General features: G+C 65.0%; 18 protein-coding genes. 4 read left to right on the top strand and 14 right to left on the bottom strand.

The features are described from left to right. Positions 1 to 201: 201 nt before the first annotated feature. The 10 genes from K289_RS0118765 to K289_RS0118720 all read right to left on the bottom strand — a co-directional run bounded on the left by K289_RS0118765 (position 202) and on the right by K289_RS0118720 (position 14,571). Complete coding sequence (locus K289_RS0118765) at positions 202 to 393, bottom strand: hypothetical protein (RefSeq protein WP_027552944.1); 192 nt, start codon at positions 391 to 393, stop codon at positions 202 to 204. A gap of 220 nt (positions 394 to 613) precedes the next feature. Further along, on the bottom strand, positions 614 to 1,024 hold the full coding sequence (locus tag K289_RS0118760) for an acyl-CoA thioesterase (protein WP_027552943.1): 411 nt from the start codon (positions 1,022 to 1,024) through the stop codon (positions 614 to 616). A gap of 7 nt (positions 1,025 to 1,031) precedes the next feature. Then, positions 1,032 to 3,128, bottom strand: coding sequence for a 3-hydroxyacyl-CoA dehydrogenase NAD-binding domain-containing protein (locus K289_RS0118755; protein ID WP_027552942.1), 2,097 nt, complete (start codon positions 3,126 to 3,128; stop codon positions 1,032 to 1,034). A gap of 2 nt (positions 3,129 to 3,130) precedes the next feature. After that, positions 3,131 to 4,414 (bottom strand): acetyl-CoA C-acetyltransferase, encoded by a 1,284-nt coding sequence (locus K289_RS0118750; protein ID WP_027552941.1) that lies wholly within the window; start codon positions 4,412 to 4,414, stop codon positions 3,131 to 3,133. After that, complete coding sequence (locus K289_RS0118745) at positions 4,414 to 6,681, bottom strand: acyl-CoA dehydrogenase (protein WP_027552940.1); 2,268 nt, start codon at positions 6,679 to 6,681, stop codon at positions 4,414 to 4,416. Before K289_RS0118745 ends, K289_RS0118750 begins: the two co-directional genes overlap by 1 nt. Positions 6,682 to 6,998: 317 nt before the next feature. Beyond that, positions 6,999 to 7,622 carry a flavin reductase family protein gene (locus K289_RS0118740; RefSeq protein ID WP_027552939.1) on the bottom strand — a complete coding sequence of 208 codons (624 nt, stop codon included), beginning with the start codon at positions 7,620 to 7,622 and terminating at the stop codon, positions 6,999 to 7,001. 175 nt (positions 7,623 to 7,797) lie between these two features. After that, positions 7,798 to 8,397 carry a TetR/AcrR family transcriptional regulator gene (locus tag K289_RS0118735; protein ID WP_027552938.1) on the bottom strand — a complete coding sequence of 200 codons (600 nt, stop codon included), beginning with the start codon at positions 8,395 to 8,397 and terminating at the stop codon, positions 7,798 to 7,800. A gap of 31 nt (positions 8,398 to 8,428) precedes the next feature. Next, on the bottom strand, positions 8,429 to 11,566 hold the full coding sequence (locus tag K289_RS0118730; RefSeq protein ID WP_027552937.1) for an efflux RND transporter permease subunit: 3,138 nt from the start codon (positions 11,564 to 11,566) through the stop codon (positions 8,429 to 8,431). A gap of 234 nt (positions 11,567 to 11,800) precedes the next feature. Then, a complete protein-coding gene (locus K289_RS0118725) occupies positions 11,801 to 12,907 on the bottom strand; it encodes an efflux RND transporter periplasmic adaptor subunit (RefSeq protein WP_027552936.1) in 1,107 nt (368 codons plus the stop codon). Positions 12,908 to 13,239: 332 nt separating this feature from the next. After that, positions 13,240 to 14,571 carry an MFS transporter gene (locus K289_RS0118720; protein WP_027552935.1) on the bottom strand — a complete coding sequence of 444 codons (1,332 nt, stop codon included), beginning with the start codon at positions 14,569 to 14,571 and terminating at the stop codon, positions 13,240 to 13,242. A gap of 81 nt (positions 14,572 to 14,652) precedes the next feature. On the opposite strand from K289_RS0118720, the gene K289_RS0118715 reads away from it, so the two are divergent. Then, positions 14,653 to 15,081: a DUF2809 domain-containing protein gene (locus K289_RS0118715; RefSeq protein WP_027552934.1), complete on the top strand. Its 429-nt coding sequence runs from the start codon at positions 14,653 to 14,655 to the stop codon at positions 15,079 to 15,081. 144 nt (positions 15,082 to 15,225) lie between these two features. Here the strand turns inward: K289_RS0118715 and K289_RS0118710 are convergent, their stop codons facing one another. The 3 genes from K289_RS0118710 to K289_RS0118695 all read right to left on the bottom strand — a co-directional run bounded on the left by K289_RS0118710 (position 15,226) and on the right by K289_RS0118695 (position 18,424). Continuing rightward, on the bottom strand, positions 15,226 to 16,392 hold the full coding sequence (locus K289_RS0118710; protein WP_027552933.1) for a winged helix-turn-helix domain-containing protein: 1,167 nt from the start codon (positions 16,390 to 16,392) through the stop codon (positions 15,226 to 15,228). Positions 16,393 to 16,509: 117 nt separating this feature from the next. Beyond that, positions 16,510 to 16,755, bottom strand: coding sequence for a hypothetical protein (locus tag K289_RS0118705; protein ID WP_027552932.1), 246 nt, complete (start codon positions 16,753 to 16,755; stop codon positions 16,510 to 16,512). A gap of 244 nt (positions 16,756 to 16,999) precedes the next feature. After that, the gene (locus K289_RS0118695; protein ID WP_027552931.1) at positions 17,000 to 18,424 is read right to left on the bottom strand and encodes a caspase family protein; all 1,425 of its coding nucleotides are present in this window, start codon (positions 18,422 to 18,424) and stop codon (positions 17,000 to 17,002) included. Between the two features lie 501 nt (positions 18,425 to 18,925). Here K289_RS0118695 and K289_RS0118685 point away from each other — a divergent pair. Beyond that, a complete protein-coding gene (locus K289_RS0118685) occupies positions 18,926 to 19,567 on the top strand; it encodes an OmpA family protein (RefSeq protein WP_027552930.1) in 642 nt (213 codons plus the stop codon). A gap of 54 nt (positions 19,568 to 19,621) precedes the next feature. On the opposite strand, the gene K289_RS0118680 is transcribed toward K289_RS0118685, so the two are convergent. Further along, entirely contained in the window at positions 19,622 to 20,974 is a 1,353-nt protein-coding gene (locus tag K289_RS0118680; protein ID WP_198024734.1) for a phospholipid carrier-dependent glycosyltransferase, read from the bottom strand. A gap of 128 nt (positions 20,975 to 21,102) precedes the next feature. Between K289_RS0118680 and K289_RS0118675 the strand changes: the two genes are divergently transcribed. Both K289_RS0118675 and K289_RS0118670 read left to right on the top strand, forming a co-directional pair. Then, complete coding sequence (locus K289_RS0118675) at positions 21,103 to 21,801, top strand: FecR domain-containing protein (protein ID WP_027552928.1); 699 nt, start codon at positions 21,103 to 21,105, stop codon at positions 21,799 to 21,801. 2 nt (positions 21,802 to 21,803) lie between these two features. Next, positions 21,804 to 22,916: a hypothetical protein gene (locus K289_RS0118670; protein WP_027552927.1), complete on the top strand. Its 1,113-nt coding sequence runs from the start codon at positions 21,804 to 21,806 to the stop codon at positions 22,914 to 22,916. Positions 22,917 to 22,933: the final 17 nt, after the last annotated feature.

Below are 22,933 nucleotides of genomic sequence, written 5' to 3'. Positions count from 1 at the left end.
GGGAGAGGGTGGCTCGCCGCGCCAGCGGCGAGACGGGTGAGGGGACTCTCTCCGCGAATGGACCTCGCGCTTTTGAGCACGCCGATAGAACCCCTCATCCGGCGCTTCGCGCCACCTTCTCCCGCAAGGGGAGAGGGAAGAGCAGCATTCTCGGCAAAAGATTCCGACCTCGCGCTTCGCGCGCCCCGGAATGACCAGGCGCTACGCCGCCTCCTTCACTTCGCCGTTAACGAGCTTGCTTGCGGCGCGCTCGGCTTCGCGGGCGTTGCGAAAGAGTTGGCCTTCCAGGCGGTTGAATTGGTGGGATGAGGCGAAGAAGCAGTAGCCTCCTTGATTGCGAACGACGATACCTGCGGTCTGCGAATTAACTTCGATGATGTAGCTGTCCGTCATGGCCCGTTGTGTCCTGAGTGCGGGCAAATAACGACAGTCCTGCCCAAAGGTTCCTAGGGCAAATCAGCCGTTTTTGTCCCCGAATCGACACGCAATTGAGTACGCCGGGACCTCATCTCTTTTATGACTGGTTCTTGGCGAAGCCGCGACGCGATGACTCAGTGGCGCCGTGATCGCCAACAGCAACGACAGCGAGCATGAGGCACGGCGTCGCGCGCGATTACGTCGCGATCGACGGATCGGTCGAGCGAACCGCTTGCGGGCGGCCGTGTTCGTCGATCGAGACGTAGGTGAAGTTGCCGTCGGTGACGAGGAACGGGTGCTCCTCCCCGCGACGGAGCGCCCAGGCTTCGAGATGCACGGTGAGCGAGGTGCGTCCCACACGCACGAGATTGGCGTAGACCGAAACGAGATCGCCGACATAGACCGCTTTACGAAAATTCATCGCCTCGATCGCGACCGTGACGGTGCGCGACTTCGCCGCCTTCGACGCGAACACGCCGCCGCCGACGTCCATCTGGCTCAGCAGCCAGCCGCCGAAGATGTCGCCATTGGCGTTGGTGTCGGCGGGCATCGCCAGCGTGCGGATGCAGAGATCGCCGCGCGGCTCGGTGTCGGCCTTTTCAGTCATGTGCCTCTCACTTGAAATTGTTCCAGCCCGGATCGGGCGCGAAGCGGCCGCCGAATCGCTCAGTCAGCGCACGCAAGGTGGATACGATATTTTCCACCCCGCGCGTGCGCGCATAGTTGAGCGGGCCGCCGCGGAAAGGCGCGTAGCCGGTACCGAAGATCATGGCGCCGTCGACCGCATCGGCATCGTCGACGATGCCTTCGCGAAGAGCCGCGACGCAGACGTTCGACATCGGCAGCACCAGCCGGTCGATCATCTGGTCGGTGACGCGCGGGCCGGTCTCCGGCAGCGGCGCCTTCTCCACCTTGCCGTCCTTCCAGACGTAGAAGCCCTTGCCGGTCTTGCGGCCGAGCTCGCCCTTGGCAACCTTCTCGCGCAGCCAGGCCGGCGTCGGCGGCAAGAGATCGCCGAACTTGGTGCGCAGCATGTCGCCGACGTCGATGCAGATGTCGAGCCCGACCTGATCAGCGAGCTCGATCGGCCCCATCGGCATGCCGAACTGTTCGGCCGCGGCATCGATCAGGCGCTGGTCGATCTTCTCGTCCAGCATCACCATCGCCTCCAGCATGTAAGGCGTCAGCGCGCGGTTGACGAGGAAGCCGGGCGAGCTCTTCACGGAAAGCGGCAGGCGGTCGATCACGCCGACGAAGGCGAGCGCCTCCTTCAGAACTTGCGGATCGTTGCCGTCATGGCTGACGACCTCGACCAGTTGCAGCCGTGACACCGGGTTGAAGAAATGCAGACCGACGAGCCGTTCCGGCCGCGCCAGTCCGTTGCGCAGATCCTGGAGCGGGATGCTCGATGTGTTGGTGGCGAGAATCGCGCCCGGCTTCGTCACCGGCTCGAGGCCGGCATAGACCTTCTGCTTGAGCTCGAGCTTTTCCGGCACCGCCTCGATGATGAGATCGGCGTTGCGGACGCCCTCACCGTCCATGTCCGGGATCAGGCGGTCGAGCGCATCGCGCACCTCGGTCGGCTTGCGGATGATCTTGCCGTAGAGCTCGGCGGCGCGCTTGACCGCGCCCGCGATCGGCGCCGCCTTCATGTCGGCGAGCGAGACGCGCAGCCCCTGGCTCGCTACCCAAGCAGCGATGTCGCCGCCCATGGCGCCGGCGCCGATCACATGGACATGCTTGACCGTGTTGCCGGAGCCCGCGGCCTTCTTCATCTGCTCGCGCAGGAAGAACACGCGGATCAGGTTCTGCGCCGTCGGCGTCACCATCAGCTTGGCGAAGGAGGCCTGCTCGGCCTTCAGCATCGCGGCCTTGCTGCCGCCATGCGTCTCCCAGAGATCGATCAGCGCGTACGGCGCGGGATAGTGCTCGCGCGAGGCCGCCTTCGCGGCCTCCGAGCGCATGCGCTTGGCAAGCAGCCCGCGCACGGGGCCGAAATTGGCCGCGCGGGTGAGAAGACCCGGCCGGGCCCGCTTCAGCCGGCCGAACAGCGCGTCCTTTACCGCGTTGCGGACGTGCCGCTCCTGCGTCACGGTGTCGACGAGGCCGAGCGATCTGGCGCGGCGCGCATCGATGGTGCGGCCGGTCAGCATCAAGGCCATCGATTGGGTCGGGTTGACCAGCGCGGTGAAGCGTGCGGTGCCGCCGAGGCCAGGATGCAGGCCGAGCATCACCTCCGGGAAGCCGAAGCGCGCGCCATCGATGGCGATGCGCGACTGGCAGGCGAGCGCGACCTCGAGGCCGCCGCCGAGGCAGAAGCCATGAATGACCGCAACCGTCGGCAGCCGCAGCGCCTCCAGATGATCGACCACGGCATGCGCGCTGCGGATGCGCGTCTCCACCATGCCGGGATCGGACGCGCCGCGGAATTCGTTGACGTCGGCGCCGGCAATGAAGCCGGACGGCTTGGCCGAGCGGATCACGAGGCCGGCGGGACGCTCGGTTTCGATCGCCGCGAGCACGGCGTCGAACTCCTCCATCACATCCGACGACAGCGTGTTGGCGCTGGCCTCCGCACGGTCGAACAACAGCCAGGCGACGCCGTCGGCATCGCGCGTCAGCTTGAAATGGCGATAGGACCCGTCGGCCGCGGGCTGAGGCCCGAGCGCCAGCACGCGGTCGCCGAGCGCGGTCATGATCTTGGAATCCATGGTCACACCGTTTCGATCAGCATGGCGCCGCCGAGCCCGCCGCCGATGCATTCGGTAGCAACGCCGCGCCGCGTGCCGAGCCGCTTCATGGCGTTGACGAGATGCAGCACGATGCGGTTGCCGGAGGTGCCGACGGGATGGCCGAGCGAGATCGCGCCGCCATCGACATTGAGCTTGTCGCGATCGATCTCGCCGGCCGCGCCGTCGAGCTTGAGGATCTCGCGGCAGAATTTGTCGTCGTTCCAGGCGGCGAGGCAACCGAGCACCTGCGTGGCGAAGGCCTCGTTGAGCTCCCAGGTCTCGACGTCCTGGATGGTGAGATCATTGCGCGACAGCAGCGGCGTCGCCGACATCACGGGGCCGAGCCCCATGATGCTCGGATCGAGCGCGGCCCAGTTGCTGTCGATGATGACCGCCTTCGGTGTCAGCTTGTGCTTCACCACCGCCTCGTCGGAGGCGAGGATCACCCAGGAGGCACCGTCGGTGATCTGCGAGGAATTGCCGGCAGTGACCTGGCCCCAGGGGCGCTCGAATACCGGCCTCAGCTTCGCCAGCGTCTCCGGCGTGGAGTCAGGCCGCACGCCGTCGTCATGGTCGAAGAACTTGCCGTCACGAGAGAACGCGGTCTCGACCTCGCCCTTGAGGAAGCCTTGCGCCTGCGCATGCGCGAGCCGGCGATGGCTCTCGGCGGCATAGGCATCCGATTGCGCGCGGGTGATGCCAAAGAGATGGCCGACGACCTCTGCGGTCTGACCCATGTTCAGCTCGGTGATGGGATCGGTCAGCCCGCGCTCGAGGCCAATGATCGGCTTGAGGAAACGCGGCCGCACTTTCAGCGCCGCGGCGATCTTCGCCGCCATGCCCTTCGCGGAGGCGAGGCCCGCGAACCAGCGCACGCCGGAATTGGGCCAGACCAGCGGCGCGTGGCTCAGCGCCTCGGTGCCGCCGGCGAGGATCATGTCGGCATGTCCTTCGCGGATGTAGCGGTACGCCGTGTCGATCGACTGCATGCCGGAGCCGCAATTGATCTGCACGGTGAAGGCGACCATGTTCTCGCCCATGCCGAGCCTGAGCGCCGCGACACGCGCCGGGTTCATCTCGTCCGCGATCACGTTGACGCAGCCGAGGATGAGCTGGTCGAAGGCGGTCGGCGCGAACGGCTGACGCGCCAGCAGCGGCCGGCCGCATTGCACGGCGAGATCGACCGGTGTGAACGGCCCCGGCCCCGAACGCGCCTTGAGAAACGGCGTCCGGCTGCCGTCGACGATGAAAACCGGTCGTGCCATCAGCTCGCCGCCCTCTGTTCACCCAGTTCCTGGAAGAACTGATGCACGTCGCCGGTTTTCTTGTAAATCGGCGACAGCGCCTCCGGCGCAAAATCATCGACCTCGATCACTTTTGTGACGGCTTCGTGAGCCGCCGCAAGCTGCTCACCTTCGGCCTGCGTGATCACGCCCTTGATGACCGCCTCCTTCCAGTCGCGGATATGCGCGGCGCGCATGCGCTTTGCGATCGCGTCCGCGCCTGCGACCAGCTCGAACGCACGCTCCAGCCGGGCAAAGCCGCTGTCATCATCGACATGGGCCAGATCCGGCGAGAGGCGGTCGCGTGCCGCCGAGGGCTCCAGCACAAGGCTTGCACATTGATGCACGACGCGGTCACTTGGACCGAGCACGCGGGCGCCGAAGGGCTGGACCACGAGCTTGAGGATCACCGCAACGAAGCGGTTCGGCAGATTGGCGAGGATCTCGGCAAACCTGTTCTCGATGGTTTTGAAGCCGGTCGCCATGCACCATTCGAGCGCGGCGAAATCCTCCTTCTGCCGGCCCTCGTCCTGCCAGCGCTTCAGCGCGGCCGAGAGCAGATAGAGCTCGGAGAGGATGTCGCCGAAGCGCGCCGACAGCATCTCCTTGCGCTTGAGCGCGCCGCCGAGCGTGAGCAGCGCCATGTCGGCGCAGAGCGCGAAGCCCGCCGAATAGCGCGAGAGCTGCCGATAGAACCCCGTCGCCTTGCCCGCATCCGGCGCCGGCGCGAACGCGCCAAAAGTCCAGCTGCGACCGAAGGCGCGGAACAGCGTCTGGAAGCTGTGGCCGACATGCTCCCAGAACGCCTTGTCGAAGGCGGTGAGCCCGCGCTCGCGGTCGGTGTCGGCAAGCGCATTCATCTCGTCGAGCAGATAGGGATGCGCGCGGATCGCGCCCTGCCCGAACACGATGAGATTGCGGGTGAGGATGTTGGCTCCCTCCACCGTGATGCCGACCGGCACGGCGCGATGCAGATTGCCGAGATAGTTCTGCGGCCCGTCGATCACGGCCTTGCCGCCATGGATGTCCATGGCGTCGTCGACCGCGGTCCGCATCCGCTCGGTCGCGTGCAGCTTCATGATGCCGGAGATGACGGCAGGATGAACGCCGGCATTCAGCGCCGCGCAGGTGAGCCGCCGCGCCGCATCGAGCTGGTAGGCGGTCGCGACGATGCGCGCGAGCGGCTCCTCGACGCCTTCGAACTTGGAGATGGAGATGCCGAACTGCTCGCGGATGCGCGCATAGGCGCCGGTGGTGCGCGCCGCGAAGGCCGCGCCCGCGGCCGACAGCGACGGCAGCGAGATGCCGCGGCCGGCGGCAAGCGCCGTCATCAACATCTTCCAGCCCTGCCCTAACAGCTCCTTGCCACCGATGACATGGTCGAGCGGAATGAAGACATCGCGTCCCCGGTTCGGGCCATTCTGGAACACCTGCATCGACGGCAGATGGCGATGGCCGATCTCGACGCCAGGCAAGCTGGTCGGGATCAGCGCCACGGTGATGCCGAGCTCCTCCTTGTTCCCCACGAGGTGATCGGGATCATAGGCCTTGAAGGCGAGGCCCAGGAGCGTCGCAACGGGACCGAGCGTGATGTAGCGCTTGTGCCAGTTGAGCCTGAGACCGATGACCTCGCGGCCGTCGAAGATGCCCTTGCAGATGATACCGGTGTCGACCATCGAGGCGGCATCGGAGCCGGCTTCGGGGCTGGTCAGGCCGAAGCAGGGAATGTCGCGGCCGTCGGCAAGCCGCGGCAGCCAGCGCTCCTGCTGCTCCTTGGTGCCGAACCGCATGAGAAGTTCGCCCGGCCCGAGCGAGTTCGGCACCATCACCGTGACGGCGGCCGCGATCGAGCGGGTCGAGATCTTGCGCACCACTTCCGAATGCGCATAAGGCGAGAAGCCGAGGCCGCCGAACTCCTTCGGGATGATCATGCCGAAGAACTTCTCGCGCTTGATGAAATGCCAGACATCGAGCGGCAGGTCGCGCCATTCCCAAAAGATCTTCCACTCGTCGAGCATGGCGCAGAGCTCGTTGACGGGGCCGTCGAGGAAGGCCCGCTCCTCGTCGGTCAGCCTCGCAGGCGCAACGTTCAGCAGTTTCGACCAGTCGGGATTACCGGTGAAGAGATCGGCGTCCCACCAGACGTCGCCGGCCTCCAGCGCCTCGCGCTCGGTGTCGGACATCGCCGGCAAGGCGCCGCGGGCGAGAGCGAAGATCGGCTTGGTGAGGGTGTCGCGGCGGAAGCTCATGGCAGAACCTCATGGCAAGAACGGAGCGCGCGGATGACTGGCATTTTAGCGGAAAGTGGCCGGCAGAAGTGAACACTTCGCCCGCAAAAAGAAGCGAATTGACGCGGCCAGGCGGCCGCCCAGGGCCATAACGGCCGGGGCGTGGTGGCAGTTCCGGGAGGGGGTAACGGGCGCGCTCGTCCCCTCACCGTCATTCCGGGGCACGCGAAGCGTGAACCCGGAATCCATGTATCCGCGGACGCATGGATTCCGGGCTCGACGCTGACGCGTCGCCCCGGAATGACGAAAATTGAAAGGGGAGCGTGACCCGGCTCAGATCAGTCCGGCCGGACCATCTCGAACATGTTTTCCGGCCTGATCTCGAAATAATCGCCGCGGCGGCCGGCGCGGACGATCGGGCGGGCGGCGGCGGTCTGGTAGACGCCGTCCTTGATCATGGCCTTGTCGATGTGGACGGCAACGACCTCACCCAGCGTCAGCCAGGCATCGGCCTCCTTGCCGTCGGCGCCCTTGAGGCGGACGATGTCGGACACCTTGCACTCGAAGGCCACCGGGCTCTCACCGACGCGCGGCACGTTGACCAGCCTGCCCGGGACGGCGGTGAGGCCTGCGATCTTGAACTCGTCGACCTCGGGGGCGACATGCGCCGCGGTCGCGTTCATGTGCTTGGCCAGATCCATGGTGGCGAGATTCCAGACGAATTCGCCGGTCTGCTGGATGTTCTCGACCGAGTCCTTCCAGTTGGTGGAGGAGAAACCGATGATCGGCGGGGTGTAGCAGAACGCGTTGAAGAAGCTGTAGGGAGCGAGGTTGACGTGGCCGTTGGCGTCGCGGGAGGAGATCCAGCCGATCGGCCGCGGCGCGATGATGGCGTTGAAGGGATCGTGCTTGAGGCCGTGGCCCTTGGCAGGCTCGTAGAAGTGCAGGTCTTTGTCGGTCACGCTGGTTTTTCCCTGATCGTCATTGCGAGCGCAGCGAAGCAATCCAGAATCCCACCGCGGAGACAGCCTGGATTGCTTCGCTGCGCTCGCAATGACGGAATCTGTTGATCCGCCTTGCCCGCCATCACCCTGGGATGACGGTGAAGCTGCTTATAGGGAAGAAATCCCCGGCCCGTCAGTGGCGGGGGGACAGACCGGCGATGACGAAATCGATCATCTGGTCGATGGTCGGGCCCGGCTTGGTGGCGCACTGGGCGATCATCTGCGGGTGGAAGAACCGTATCATGGCGGTGCAGGCGCACAGCGAGGCCAGCGGCAGGTCGGGCGCCTCGAACTCGCCGGAGGCAACGCCTTGCGCGATCATCTGGCCAATCACCCCGGCAATGCACTCCATATGGGCGACGCAGACGTCCCAGTCCTCCTCCATCGCGATCGCGACCATCTCGTGCAGCTTGTTATCGCCGACATAGCGCTCGGTGTTCATGCGGTGGATGGTGGTGAGCAGCTCGCGGAAGCGCTCCAGCACCGGACCGGGCCTCGCCACGATCCGCTGTGCCTCCAGTTCGACCTCGCCCATCAAGCCTCGCGCCACCGCCTGATGAATCGCCTTCTTCGATTCGAAGAAGCGATAAACATTGGCGGGGCTCATCCTGAGCTCCTTGGCGATGTCCCCGACCGTGGTCTTCTGATACCCGATCTGGCGGAACAGCCGCTCGGCCACCTCGAGAATCCGGTCCCGGGTGTCGCCTTCGATATGTTCCGCAATCAGTGTCATCTATCAGGACTCGTTAGTCGGTACTCTTCATTTATTCAGCCGCCTGAGCAAGCGGAATTGCCGGCTCGGCATCGCTCCCATGCTGCGTCGCAGCGGTCAGCTCGGGGGCGCCCGCCTCGTCCAGGCTCTTGCGGAACCAGAGCGCGTAGAGACCCGGCAGGTACAGGAGGGTCAGGAAGGTTGCAACGAACAATCCGCCCATGATCGTGATCGCCATCGGGCCCCAGAACGCCGAGCGCGACAACGGGATCATGGCGAGGATGGCCGCCAACGCCGTCAGCACCACCGGCCGGGCGCGGCGGACGGTTGCCTCCACGATCGCCTCGCCGCGGGTCAGGCCGTGCGAGACGTCGGTCTCGATCTGGTCGACCAGGATGACCGTGTTGCGCATGATCATGCCCGCGAGCGCGATCAGCCCGAGCAGCGCCACGAAGCCGAACGGCGCGTTGGCGACGTTGAGGCCGAGCGAGGCGCCGACGATGCCGAGCGGCGCGGTCAGGAACACCAGGATCAGGCGCGAGAAGCTCTGGAGCTGGATCATCAGCAGCGTCAGCATCACCATGACCATCACCGGGAAGAGGATGAAGATCGAGGCGTTGCCCTTGGCGGATTCCTCGAAGGCGCCACCCGCCTCGATGCGGTAGGCCGGCTCGAGGTTGTCCTTGATCGCCTTCAGCTTCGGCGTGATCTGGTTGGTGACGTCGGGCGCCTGCACGCCGTCGACGACGTCGGAGCGCACGGTGATCGCCATGTCGCGGTTGCGCCGCCACATGATCGGCTCCTCGTGCGAGTACTCGATCTTGGCGATCTGCTGGAGCGGCACGGCAACGCCGTTGCGCGAGGTTATGGTCAGATCGCCGACGCCGCCGAGGTCGAGGCGTTCGGACGGGATCGCACGCGCGACCACGCCGACCTTCTCGATGCCGTCGCGCACGGTCGTGACCTGCGCGCCCGAGATCAGCATCGACAGCGCCTGCGACACATCCTGCGGCGTCAGGCCCATGGCACGGGCACGATCCTGGTCGACGACGAGCTTGAGGTAGGGCGACTGCTCGTTCCAGTCGAGCTGGACGTCCTTGACGTTCTTGTTCTCCCGCATGACGTCGCGGACCTGATAGGCGATCTCGCGCACCTTGTTGGCGTCGGGGCCGATCACGCGGAACTGCACGGGGAAGCCGACCGGCGGACCGAAATTGAAGCGGTCGACGCGGACGCGCGCCTCGGTCAGCATGCCGTCGGCGACCGCGTTCTCGATCTTGGCCTTGACGCGCTCGCGCGCCTCGACGCCCTTGGCGACGATGACGATCTCGGCGAAGGCCTCGTTCGGGAGCTGCGGATTGAGGCCGAGCCAGAAGCGCGGCGAGCCCTGGCCGACATAGGCCGTGTAGGTCGCGATGTCCTTGTCGTCCTTGAGCAGCGTCTCGGCCTTCTTCACCGCCTTCTCAGTCACGTTGAAGGCGGTGCCTTCCGGCAGGCGAAGCTGGAGGAACAGCTCGGGGCGCTCCGACAGCGGGAAGAACTGCTGCTGGACGTGGCCGAAGCCGACGATCGAGGCGACGAAGATGCCGACGGTCGCGACCACCACCGTGATGCGGTGATTGACGCACCACTGCACGATGGCGCGCAGGCCGCGGTACATGCGGGTCTCGTAGACCGCGTGCGGATCGTGGTTATGGTGCAGCTTCATGTCCGGCAGCAGCTTGACGCCGATATAGGGCGTGAAGATCACCGCCACGAACCAGGAGGCGACCAGCGCGATCGCCACGATCCAGAAGATGCTGCCGGCATATTCGCCGACCGCGGAATTGGCAAAGCCGATGGGGAGGAAGCCAGCGGCCGTGACCAGCGTTCCCGTGAGCATCGGAAACGCCGTGGATTCCCAGGCAAAGGACGCAGCGCGCATGCGGTCCCAGCCCTGCTCCATCTTCACCACCATCATCTCGACCGCGATGATGGCGTCGTCCACGAGCAGGCCGAGCGCGATGATCAGCGCGCCGAGCGTGATGCGGTGCAGGTCGAGCGACATCGTGTTCATGACGATGAAGACGATGCCGAGCACCAGCGGCACGGACATCGCGACCACGATGCCGGTGCGCCAGCCGAGCGCGAGGAACGACACGAACAGCACGATCACGAGCGCTTCCATGAAGGAGTGCACGAACTCGCCCACCGCGTGCTCGACCACCTTGGGCTGGTCGGCGATCAGATCGACATTGACGCCCTGCGGCACCGCCTTCATGAATTCGGCGGTCGCCTTCTCGACCTCCTTGCCGAGCTCGAGGATGTTGGCGCCCTTGGCGGTGACGACGCCGATGCCGATCGCGGGCTTGCCTTCCTGGCGCACGACGAAGCTCGGCGGATCGACATAGCCATGGGTGACGGTCGCGATGTCGCCGAGACGGAAGACGCGGCCATTGCTCTCGACCGGCGTCTCGGCCACCGCCTTGGCGCCGTCAAGCGCACCGGTGACGCGCAGCGGCACGCGCTGTGACGAGGTCTCGACCGTGCCGGCCGGGGTCACGTTGTTCTGCTTGGCGAGCGAGTCGAACAGCGCCTGCGGCGTGATGCCCAGCGTCGCAAGCTTGGCATGCGAGAACTCGACGAAGATGCGTTCGTCCTGGTTGCCGTAGACGTCGACCTTGGTCACGCCGGGCACCTTCAGAAGGCGCTGGCGGAAACCTTCGGAGACCTTCTTGAGCTGCGCGTAATCGGCGCCGTCGCCGGTCATCATGTAGAGGATGGAATCGACGTCGGAGAACTCGTCATTGACCACGGGCCCGAGGATGCCGGACGGCAACTGGCCCTGCACGTCGACGAGCTTCTTGCGCAGCAGATAGAAGAGATAGGGAACGTCCTTCGGCGGGGTGTTGTCGCGGAAGGTGACCTGGAGCGCGGTGAAGGCGGGCTTGGAGTAGGTCTGCACCTTCTCGAAGTAAGGCAGCTCCTGCAGCTTCTTCTCGATGGGATCGGCGACCTGCGTCTGCATCTCCTGCGCGGTCGCGCCCGGCCAGATCACGGAGACGTTGACCACCTTCACCGTGAAGAACGGATCTTCGGCGCGGCCGAGCTTCTGGTAGGAGAAGAAGCCGGCGGCACCGAGCACGATCATCAGGAACAGGACCAGCGTCGGATGGCTGACGGCCCAGGCCGAAAGATTGAAGCGCTTCATCGCACTCTCCGTAAGACGATCCAATTGCCAAAAACGACAGCTACTTTGTTCAACCCGTCATCGCGAGGCAGCGAAGCAATCCAGGGGGCTGGGCAGGTTCTGGATCGCTTCGCCGCTTCAGCCTTCGCGTAGGGGCCAAGGCCGAAACTCGCCTCGCAACGACGGAACTCTTGTTTTCTGCGCATGATCTATTCGGAAAACCGCTGCACACTTTTCCGGATCATGCGCTACGCGTTAGAACGACAGTGACGACACGATCCGCACCCTCTGACTCGGATCGAGCTTCTGCACGCCGAGGGCAACGATCTTGGCGCCCTCCGGCACGCCGCCGGTGATGACGACGTCGTTGCTCTCATAGGACTTCACCGCGACCGGCTGCAGCGTGACCGCGCCGTTGTCGTCGACGACATAGAACGAGGGCTTGCCGCCTTCGTTGAACAGCGCCGACAGCGGCAGCCGCGCGACGCGCTCGGTCGCGGCATCCGACAGCGTCAGCGTCGCGGTCATGCCGAGCGCGACCTTGTCGTCGGCTTCGGGCAGCGAGAACTTTGCGAGATAGGTGCGCGTCGCCGGATCGGCGGCGGGCGCGATCTCGCGCAGCTTCGCTGCGTATTTCTTGTTGGGCTCCGACCAAAGAGTGACGCTGGCGACGCCCGACTTGGCGCGTTCGACCAGCGTCTCAGGGATCGCGACGACCGCTTCCTTCTCGGCAAAGCGGGCGACACGGATCGAGGCCTGGCCCGCGGCGACCACCTGGCCGGGCTCGATCAGCGTTGCGGTGACGACGCCACGGGCGTCGGCGTTGAGCGTCGCGTAGGAAAGGGAATTCTTGGTCAGTTCGACCGAACGGACGGCGCGGTCGAGGCGCGCGCGGGCCTCATCGGCAGATGCGCGGCTCTGGTCGAGTTGGGCGTCGGTGGTCCAGCCCTTGGCCTTCAGATCCTTGGCGCGCTGCTCGGCGGCGGCAGCCTGGGCCAGCACGCCGGTTGCGGCGGTCTGCTCGGCGACGGCCTGCTCGGCCTGGAGCTTCAGATCGACCTCGTCGAGGGTCGCGAGCGCCTGGCCGACCTCGACGGTCTGGCCGACCTCGACGAGGCGCTTGGCGACCTTGCCGGCGACGCGGAAGCCAAGGTCGCTCTCGATCCGCGGCCTGACGGTGCCGACGAAGCTGCGCTCCGGCGTTTCGGCCTCATAATGGGCGGGTGCGACGAGAACCGGCCGCGGCGGCTCGGCCTTCTCGGCGACGGTGTCATTACATCCGGCCAGCGCGACGGCCATCAGGGCCAACGAAGCGCCTGCCAAGAGCTTGGAATAGCTCGACAAAACGGACCGGACGAACATCGGAGACACTCCTGCTTCTGTGTTCCGGAGAAATGTCGACTAATCACTGATAAAAGTCAATAATCGTCAGTCATCAGGAAAGCGTGATCGTTAAGGAATGGTAAGGATGTGAGACCGGCCAAAGAGTTAGCTTGGGTGTGACGTCAGGTCGCACGAGCTCGAGGGCCGGCGTAGCGACGCTGAAGCGGGTCGCGCCAGGCCATTCTGGGGTGCGAAACTCGTAGGGTGGGCAAAGCGAAGCGTGCCCACCACATCGTCGCCATCGGGGAAAAACGGTGGGCAAGGCGCGCAAGGTGCGCGCCGTTGCCCACCCTACGCGGACGAAGGTCCCCTCACCGCCCCTGATCGGCGAATTCGTGCTTGCTCTCGTGGCCGCCGGCAAAGACCAAAATGCCGGCGATCAGCGGCAGGATGGCGAGCACCAGGAGGCCGGTCGAGGTCTGTCCCGTGGCTTCCTTGACCCAGCCGATCAGGTAGGGCCCGGCGAAGCCGGCGAGGTTGCCGATCGAGTTGATCAGGGCGATGGCGCCGGCGGCGGCCATGCCGGAGAGCCAGGCGGTCGGCAGGGTCCAGAACACGCCGAAGCAGCAGAACACGCCGATCGCCGCCACCGTCAGCGCCACCATCGTGAGAGTGGGATCGGTGAGATACGAGGAGGTGCCGAGCGCGACGGCGGTCAGCAGGAGCGGCGCGCCGACATGCATCACGCGCTCGCGCGTGGCATCGGAATGCCGCGCCCACAGGATCATCGCAATGGTGCCGAACAGGTACGGGATCGCGGTGACGAAGCCGGTCTGCGCGTTGGTGAGCCCGAACGCCTTGACGATCTGCGGCAGCCAGAACTGCATGCCATAGAGCGCGCCGACGAAGCCGAAATAGATCAGGCTGAGCGCGATCACCTTGGGCGAGGACAGCGCTTCGCCGAGCGACAGATGCTTCACGGCCTGTTTGGCCGCAATCTCGGAATCAAGCCTCCCCTTGAGCCAGGCCTTCTGCTCGGCCGAGAGCCAGTCCGCCTTCTCCGGCTTGTCGGTGAGATAGAACCAGGTGACGATGCCGAGCAGCACCGAGGGGATGCCCTCGATGATGAACAGCCACTGCCAGCCCTGCAGACCCATCACGCCGTCGAGCCCGAGCAGCAGGCCCGAGATCGGCGCGCCGATCACGGTCGAGACCGGCACGGCGATGGCGAAGGCCGCAAGGAAGCGCGCGCGGTATTCGGCCGGGTACCAGTAGGTCAGATAAAGAATGATGCCGGGGAAGAAGCCGGCTTCGGCGACGCCGAGCAAGAATCGCAGAACGTAGAAGCTCGTCACCCCGTTCACCGTCGCCATCAGCGCCGAGATGATGCCCCAGGTCACCATGATGCGGGCGATCCAGCGGCTGGCGCCGAACTTCTCCAGCGCCAGGTTGCTGGGCACCTCGAAGATGAAATAGCCGATGAAGAAGATGCCGGCGCCCCAGGAGAAGATCAGCGGTGTGAACTTCAGCTCGGCATTCATGGTCAGCGCGGCGAAGCCGAGATTGACGCGGTCGAGATAGGAGAAGAAGTAGGCCAGCACCAGGAAGGGAATCAGGCGCCAGGAGATGGCGCGGATGGTCGAGGTCTCGATTGCGCTTTTGGCGCCGCCGGCGGAACCGGCAAAGGTCGTGGTCTGGCTCATGGCTTCCCCCCGGGGTTGTTGCTTTTTTAGGGCAGAAGTGCGGTTTTGAGCATCGCGGGCAAAGAGTCAATGGAGCGAGCAATGCACGGGACGCAGCCGCATGAACCCGTTGCGGCGGTGCGGACGGCGCTCTCCCGCGCTGCACTCGTTCTGGTCGTGATCGCCGGCGGGCTGTCCCTGCGCTGGCACGGCTTTCCGCTCGGCCTCCCCGCCTTCGTCGTGAAGTACGGCGGCTCGCTGTTGTGGGCGACCATGGTGTTCCTGCTGGTCGGCGTTTTGGCGCCGCGCCTGACGCGACTGCAGATCGCAGCCATTGCCGCCGCGATTGCGCTCGTGGTCGAGTTCTCCCGCCTGGTGCATGCACCCTGGCTCGATGCATTCCGGCTGACTACGGCCGGCGCCTTGCTGCTCGGCCGCATCTTCTCGCTGTGGAATTTGGTGGCGTATGCGGCGGGGATTGCGGTTGGCGTCTGGCTGGACAGAATCGTAGGGTGGGCAAAGGCGCCCTAGCACCGTGAGTTCGGCTCTCTCCTCCGTCATTGCGAGCGCAGCGAAGCAATCCAGACTGTCACCGCGGAAAGATTCTGGATTGCTTCGCTGCGCTCGCAATGACGAGATTGTTGAAGCCGCTCACCACACCCTCGCTGCCAGCGCTCACTCCGCGAGTTGAAACCGCTCAAACCGATCGAGCTCGTCCTCGATCTTCCGCTTCAGTTCCTTGCGGCCGGCGGTTTTCTTCCCCTCCCCGACCCAGGTCCATTTCTGCATCAGGAGCTTCTTGTCCTGCCGATCGGTCTTGAGATCGAGGGCCGCGACGATCTCGTCACCGACCAACACGGGCAACGCGAAATAGCCGAACTTGCGCTTCTCCTTCGGCACATAGGCTTCGAACAGATGGTTGTAGCCAAAGAAGAGATTGGTGCGCTTGCGCTGGATGATCAGGGGATCGAACGGCGAGAGGATGTGGACGAGATCGGGTGAAATCGCCTCGCCGTTCGCCTCGAGCGAGGCTGGCGCTGTCCAATGCTCGTGCTTGCCGGCGCCATCAAGCGCGACGGAGACAAGCTCGCCGCGGCGGACGCGCGCGGCGATCAGGCGCGCCACCTCTTTCTTACGCGGTGCGTCGAGATGGCAGGCCGAATCGAGGCTCACGACGCCCTGTGACCGCAGGGCCCTGTCCAGCAGATAGGCCGTGATGTCCTTTGTCGATGCCGGCTTCGGCAGCTTGTCCCAGCCGAAATGGCGCGTCATCAGCTCATAGGTCTTGAGCATGCCCTGGCGCTCGCTGATGGTCACGACGCCGGTATAGAAGGCGAGCTGCAATGCTCGCTTGGAGGGTTTGCGGCTCTGCCACAAATGCTCCTTCTCGGTGAGCACGTCATCCTCGATGTCGCGGATCGTCAGCGGACCGGCCCGCACCAGCCGCATCACCTTGCGCATGTCGGCCGGCGTCACCGAGGCATACCATTTGTGCCCGTCGCGGCGGTGCTCGCGCATCGCCGGCAGGAAGAAGCGGAAATCGCCCGTCGGCACGTAGGACAGCGCATGCGTCCAGTATTCGAACACGCTTCTGTCGACGCTCTGGGCATGGCGCAGATCGGCGCGGCGGTAGGACGGGATGCGGCTATAGAGGATGTGATGATGGCAGCGCTCGATCACGTTGATGGTGTCGATCTGCACATAGCCGAGATGGGCGGTCGCATCCGCAACGGCTTGCGCCCCCTCCCCGAACGGCGCGCGCACGTCGAGCCGCTGGGCATGCAGCCAGATCTGCCGGGCCTGTGTGGTGCTGAGTGGAAGCGGTTTGGGCGCGCGTGACATTGCGAGGTGCAATGTAGCGGGATTCGCGCCGGGCGAAAGAAGCGGGCCGCCAAGCGAGCGCAAGAAAAGCCGCGGCTGCCATCTGCTGACAGCGCGGCACGCACGAAGCGCGAGCGATCAGCGGCTGCCCTTCGGCGCCCTCGACCGGTCGCCGACGCTGCCGGTGGCGATGTCGGGCTCGCAGGAGGCCTTGCCCCGCTCCGACGCCTGGCAGCGATAGACATCGCCGGTCAGGCGATCGACCAGCCACATATTCTCGTCGGTCGGAGCTTCGAGGCCGACATAGCGGCTGGTGAGACCCGTCATCAGCGTCGACACCAGGATCGCCAACGCGATCATCCCGGCACCGATGTAGATGGGCATGGAACTCAGGAAGGCTGTCCGATCCGGCGGGCCGCCACGATAGGATTGATAGTCGCTCGGCCTGGGCACTGGACGGAACTCGGCTCCCTTCCTCGGTGATTGTCGAATGATGAGGTCGTGCTAGGCGCGCATCTGGCCGAATTCTTGTTCGCAGGCAGGCCATCGCGCGACGGCTTTGCGACGATCGGCGAGCAAGAGGAACGCGAAGGCAGCCCGAACCGGGCCGCCTTTGCCTGCCTGCCTCTCAGCGGCGGCCGAACAGCCCACCCATCATGCCGCCGAGCAGACCACCAGGGCCGCCCATCGGATTACCACCGCCACCACCGCCGCCGCCATAATGGCGCCGGGCGCCACCACCACCGGAGGAACGGCGACGCACCGGCTCGTCGTCGGCCTGCTCGGAGGAAGCCGCGCGGGTCGAGATGATCTCCGACAGCAGAGCCTTGTGCTGGAGCTTGTTCAGATAGCCGGTCGCGGGATAGCCACGCGCGGCCTGCCACCGCTTGATCACCGAACGGGTCTCGTCGTCGAACTTGCCCGTCGCCTTCACGTCAAAGCCGAGCCCGGTGAGGCGGCGCTGCACGTCACGGCGCTGGCTCTTGTCCAGACCAACCTGGTCTTCGGATACCTGGCTGGCTTCTTCGGTAAAGGTCGCCGGATCGATCCCGGCCGAGAGGTTGCGGGTGGTGTTGGACGGCCCATCCTGCAAGGCCGCGATGCGGGCGAGCGCGATCGATTTGAACGTGCCGTTCGGATAATTGGTGAGATAGGCGTTGAGCTCTTCCACCTTGTTGGAGTCCTTGATCGATCGCCAGAACTCGAGCTCGACGTCGGCGCCTTGCTTGCTCGCGGTCGACACCGCCGCGTTCGCCCCATCGGTCGTGGCCGCAGCCGGTGCGCCGACCGGATTGAGATAGACGTTGCCGGTGAGATTGGTGTGCCCCCAGGGCAATTGCCCCTTGTTGGTCTCGTCACTGACCTGGGCGCGGACCTTGGTCATGGCCTGCTGGATCTCGACGCCGGGCTGGGCGATGTTGGCGACGAGCGCGCGGGTGAACGGGCTGTTGGTGCCGGCTTCGCCGTCGAGCGCGGTCTGGCCGGGGCCGGTGGCAAAGGCGATCAGCGTGCCCTCGCCCGACTTCATCTCGGCAAGGCCGGTCTGCACGTTGACGGAGCGGGTGGCCTTGGCCGAACGGATTTTTGCCGCGAACGGATTGTCACGGCATGCATCCAGGAACACGAGCTTCACCTTCGCGTCCGACATGGTCTGATCGAGCGTGAGGTCGACATTGATAGCCGCGCCCAGCTTCACGTCCATCTCGGATTTCAGGTCGGCGTCGATCGGCAACAAATAGTTGACGCCGTTCACGGCAATCCCGTGGCCGGCATAGAAGAACACGGCGACGTCGGCGCCCTCGCTTTTCTTGCCGAACTCCAGAAGCTTTTCCGTCATGGCGTCGCGGGTGAGATTGGAGCCCTCGACGACATCGAAGCCGACATTGCGCAGCACCCTGGCCATCGCCTTGGAATCGATCGCTGGGTTAGGGAGCTGCGGGACGTTCTTGTAGGCGGCGTTGCCGACCACGAAGGCGACGCGCTTGTCCGCGAAAGCCGCGTTGCCGCTGACAATAAATGCTGCGATTGAAATTGCTGCGATCAAGAAGCGCATGATCATTCTCCCCTGATCCAAACTTCTTCGCTGCCATCGGTTCGGCCTGAGCCGATCCGATCAGAGCAGTCTGATCCAGTTCACGGCAACGCACTGTGATCTGGATCACCCGGGGATTTCTGCTGCTCGAACCGAGCTTGAAGATGCTGCGACAGTTACTTTTCGGGCTGCTGACGCAGCGGGCAATAGCGGCTGGTGACGAGCAATAACAGAGAGATTGTACCCGCGAGGGCCTGGAGTCCAGCGCGTCACGGACAACGATTTCGAACAAGTGAGCCGGAGCTGCGCTCTGCTTTCGATGCGCGTATGAGACAGCGCTGCTTCCCGGCGGTAGGCCACTGCCACTGGCTGGACATGCCATGGATGCCAACCCGCGCCGGCGCTAAGATCTGCCTGCAATTCGGGTGTGGTGAATGTGACCCGCATCACATCAGGGCATTTGAACCCGGCCTAGGCTCGCAGCATCAAATCGCCATCAGGCGTAACAGCGAGGATACGACAATGACCCGTTTTCATAAATTTTTTGGACTGAAGGCGATTACCCTTGCGGCCGCGCTGTCGATGACCGCGGGCCTGGCGTTCGCCGGCGACAACAACATCTCCGCCGACCAGATCCTGAACGCGCTGAAGCCGAAGCCGGTGACCCGCGGTCTGTCCGTCGGGACGCAGGCCGACACGGCCCAGCAGGCCAAGGAATCGACCTTCCTCAACACCGTGCGCAACCGCGCGACCCGCTCTCTCTCGATGGGCGAGCGCGAGCAGATCGCCGAGCTCGCCGCGACCAAGCCGAAGATCGATCTGGAGATCCAGTTCGACTACAACTCGGCCGACATCGCCAAGACCTCGATCGCCTCCGTGCAGGCACTCGGCAAGGCGCTCTCCGATCCGGCGCTGAAGGGCTCGACCTTCGTGGTCGCCGGCCACACCGACGCAATCGGCGGCGAGGAGTTCAACCAGGGGCTCTCCGAGCGGCGCGCCGACACCATCAAGAAGTATCTGGTGCAGAACTACGGCCTCAGCGGCGGCGATCTCGTCACCGTCGGCTACGGCAAGACCAAGCTGAAGGATGCCGCCAACGGCGCCGACCCGATCAACCGCCGCGTCCAGGTCGTGAACATGGACACCAAGACGGCGTCGAAGTGATCGCCGCAATCGACAACCCGCCTGCCGCCCGAAGCGGCAGGCGGTTTTCTGTTGTCAGATCCAGCTCTGAAACAGCATCAGGCGATTGAACGTCTGCATCGAGGTGCCGACGAATGCCGCCGAGATCGGCAGCATCACCGCAAAGCCAATGGCCGCAACGCCGACATAGGCCCACAGCAGCCACCGCGGCAGGCCGCCCCTGCGCAGGACATAGACGAGCGCCAGCGAGGCCGCACTTGCGGCCGGCAGATAGTAATAGATGAAGCCGAGCGTGCGCGGCAGCAGTGCCCAGGCGAGCCATGGGCCGAAATAGAACGCCGCGATCAGGAACGCGTCCCAGCGGCGCATCACGATGAAGTCGCGCAGCACGACGGCGAGCGCGAGCAGCGCCGGCCACAGCACCAGCGGATTGCCGAGGAAGACGATCGCGGAGATGTGGTCCTCGGCGATCTTGTCGAACAGGAACCAGACCGGACGCGCGAGCAACGGCCAGGACGGCCACGCGCTCATATAGGTGTGGCCCGCGATCGCGGTGGTGGTGTTATCGGCGAAGATGCGGCGCTGCGCCTCGATCAGGTCCGACAGCGACAGCCCGTAAAGCGGCACGAAGGTCGCAAGATAGGTCACCGCCGGCAGCACCGCGAAGCACAGCGCGACATGGTGCAGCCTGAAGTCGGGCCAGAGGTCGGGCCGATACCAGTCGTCCGGCTTCGCGTCGGCAAACAGCGTGCGCCAGCTTTGCATCAGGCGGATCGCCGCGACGATGACGATGCAGACGCCGAGCGGAAACAGCCCGCTCCATTTGCAGGCCGCGGCAAGACCAAACAGGGTGCCGGCGACCGCGAACAATGCGTGCGGGCGCTCTTTTCGGAATCCATGCATGAAGGCGGCAGTCGCGAGCAGGCCGAAGGCGAGCGCAAAGATGTCGAGCATCGCTATGCGCGCTTGCACGTACACCAACTGGTTCGCCGCCGCGATCAGCGCGGCGGCGATCGCGGGTCCTTGTGCGGCGAACAGTGCGAGACCGCAGAGATAGATCGCGACGATCGCGAGCGCGCCGAACAGCGTCCCCGGATAGCGCCAGCCCAGTGCATTGTCGCCGAACGTCGCGATCGACAGCGCGATCAGCTCCTTTGCCAGCGGCGGATGCATCGGGTTGAGCACGGGCTGCGACATCACCGGTGCAATCATCTGCCGCGCAGCCGGGACATAATGCACCTCGTCGAAGACGAATTTCTCCGGCGCGGTGAGGCCGACCAGCAGCGCGAGATGCGCAACCAGGAAAATAACGACAGCGATCACTGCGCTCCGCGACAACGGCGGAGCTGCACGCACTTCCAGTGGTGGTTGTGGAGATTTTTTGCGTGACAAATCTGCGTCACCCCGGGACAAAATAAACTCGCGCATTGCTTTGAACGCATTCTGCCGCAACTGTCACTAAGCATAACGCGAGTCCCGCGCCCCTTGTGATAATTCCGCCACATCGCAAGCATGCGCGATCCGGTACGATCAGGGACACATCGATCGGTTGCGAAATGAATTTGCGTTTCTTGCTTTACCCCGCAGTATTCTTGTCCGTCCTGTGCGCGACGTCCGGCGCGCAGGCGCAGACGCGTGTCGGCGAAGCGGTGCTGGTCCAAAACGAAGTGGTGCGCGTGGCCGCAACCACGACGCAGATCAATGTCGGCGACAGCATGCTGCGCGACGAGACCGTGCGCACCGGCGCCGACAGCGCGGCCCGATTCGTCATGGCCGACAGCACCAATCTGTCGCTGGGGCCGAGCGCGACCTTGAAGCTCGACCGCACCGTCTTCAACGACGAGCACAGCTATCGCGACGTCGCGATTCGCATGACCACGGGCGCGTTCCGCTTCGTCACCGGACATTCGGAGAAGACCGCCTACAAGATCACGACGCCGCTCGCGACCATCGGCGTGCGCGGCACCACGCTCGACATCCTGTCGCAGCGCGGCCGCTCCGTCGTCGTGCTCCAGGAGGGTGCGGCCAGCGTCTGCACGCTGAGCTTCCAATGCGTGCAGCTCACCCAGCCCGGCGACACCGCAATCATCACCTCGGCCGGCGGCAAGGTCAGCATTACCAAGACCAACACGCCGCCCTGGACGTTCGCAGCGAACTGCGCCGCGAATGCCGGCCTGTGCGCCGTGAACCAGTATGCGGACGCCTCGACCACCCCGCCTGCCGTCCATGACGACGGCATGCTGTGCGGGCGCTGATGATGGCCAAGCTAGGCTTCATGCATCTCCTGATCGGCGGCATCCTGGCCGCAACCGCCGTGCTGGCGGTCGCTGCGTTTGATACGCGCCCGGCCGCAGCCCAGGTCGCCTGCGAGTCCGAGTGCGGCGGGCTGACGCCGACGCAGATCGCCCCGACCTCCACGCCGACATCGAACACACCGAACGCCTATCCGTCGCCTTATCCGAACCCATCCCCGACAGGCGCGGATTCCAGCGGCAATTCGATCAGCGGCCTCGCCGACCAGCGCTTCAACCAGATGATCACCAACCGGGTGCTCGGCACGGTGCTGCTCGGCGTCAACGAGCAGGTCAATTGCAGCGACTGCATCAGCGCGTTCGGCTCGGCCGGCTCGTTCTCGGCCGGCGTCCACGGCCGCAAGGAGCTCACCAACAACCTGTCGCTGCTCGCCGGCATTGCCTACACGCAATACAGCGAGGGCGGCTACAACATCACCAGCGCGCCGATCGGCGCATTCGCACTGCGCTACGACTTCACCGACTGGGGCTCGTCCCGGCCGTTCTTCGACATCGGCACGATTCTGACGCCGTGGGAGAAAGCGCGCTACACCCGGAATTACAACACCAGCCTCGGCCCGGTGAGTGTCACGAGTTCGACCAACGCCTCGAACTACGCCGTCTATGGCCGCGCCGGCTGGATGAGCCGCCTGTCACAGCGCGACGAGGTCGCCGCCTCCATCGAAGTCTGGCAGCTCTGGCAGCGTGTCTCCGGCTATACGGACGGCGCGGTGGCGTTCAACCCGTTCGACGCTGCAATCGCAACCGGCACCGACCGCACCAACCTGGTCAAGATCGGAGGCCAATGGACCCATCTCTACGGCAGCAATGTCGAGGCCAACATCAATGGCGGCTGGGTGCAGTCGTTCGCGGCCCATAGCGGCATCGTCGCCACCGTGACCGGCAACGGCATGGTGGTGCCGACGATCGGCAACCAGGGCTGGTTCGAATATGGCGGCCGGCTCGGCTTCCGCGTTTCCAAGGGCTGGATCGTGGACCTCTTCGCGAACGGTACGCTCGGCCCGCAGCCCGTCGGCAACACCATTCACGGCGGCGTAGGGCTGCGTATCAATTACTAGCGCCCATCGATCGTAGG

The organism is Bradyrhizobium sp. Cp5.3, assembly GCF_000426265.1.
In the GTDB taxonomy this organism is placed as follows: Bacteria; Pseudomonadota; Alphaproteobacteria; order Rhizobiales; family Xanthobacteraceae; genus Bradyrhizobium; species Bradyrhizobium neotropicale.
The sequence above is the reverse complement of the archived record's forward strand: the minus strand, read 5'-3'. Positions and strand labels throughout refer to the sequence as shown.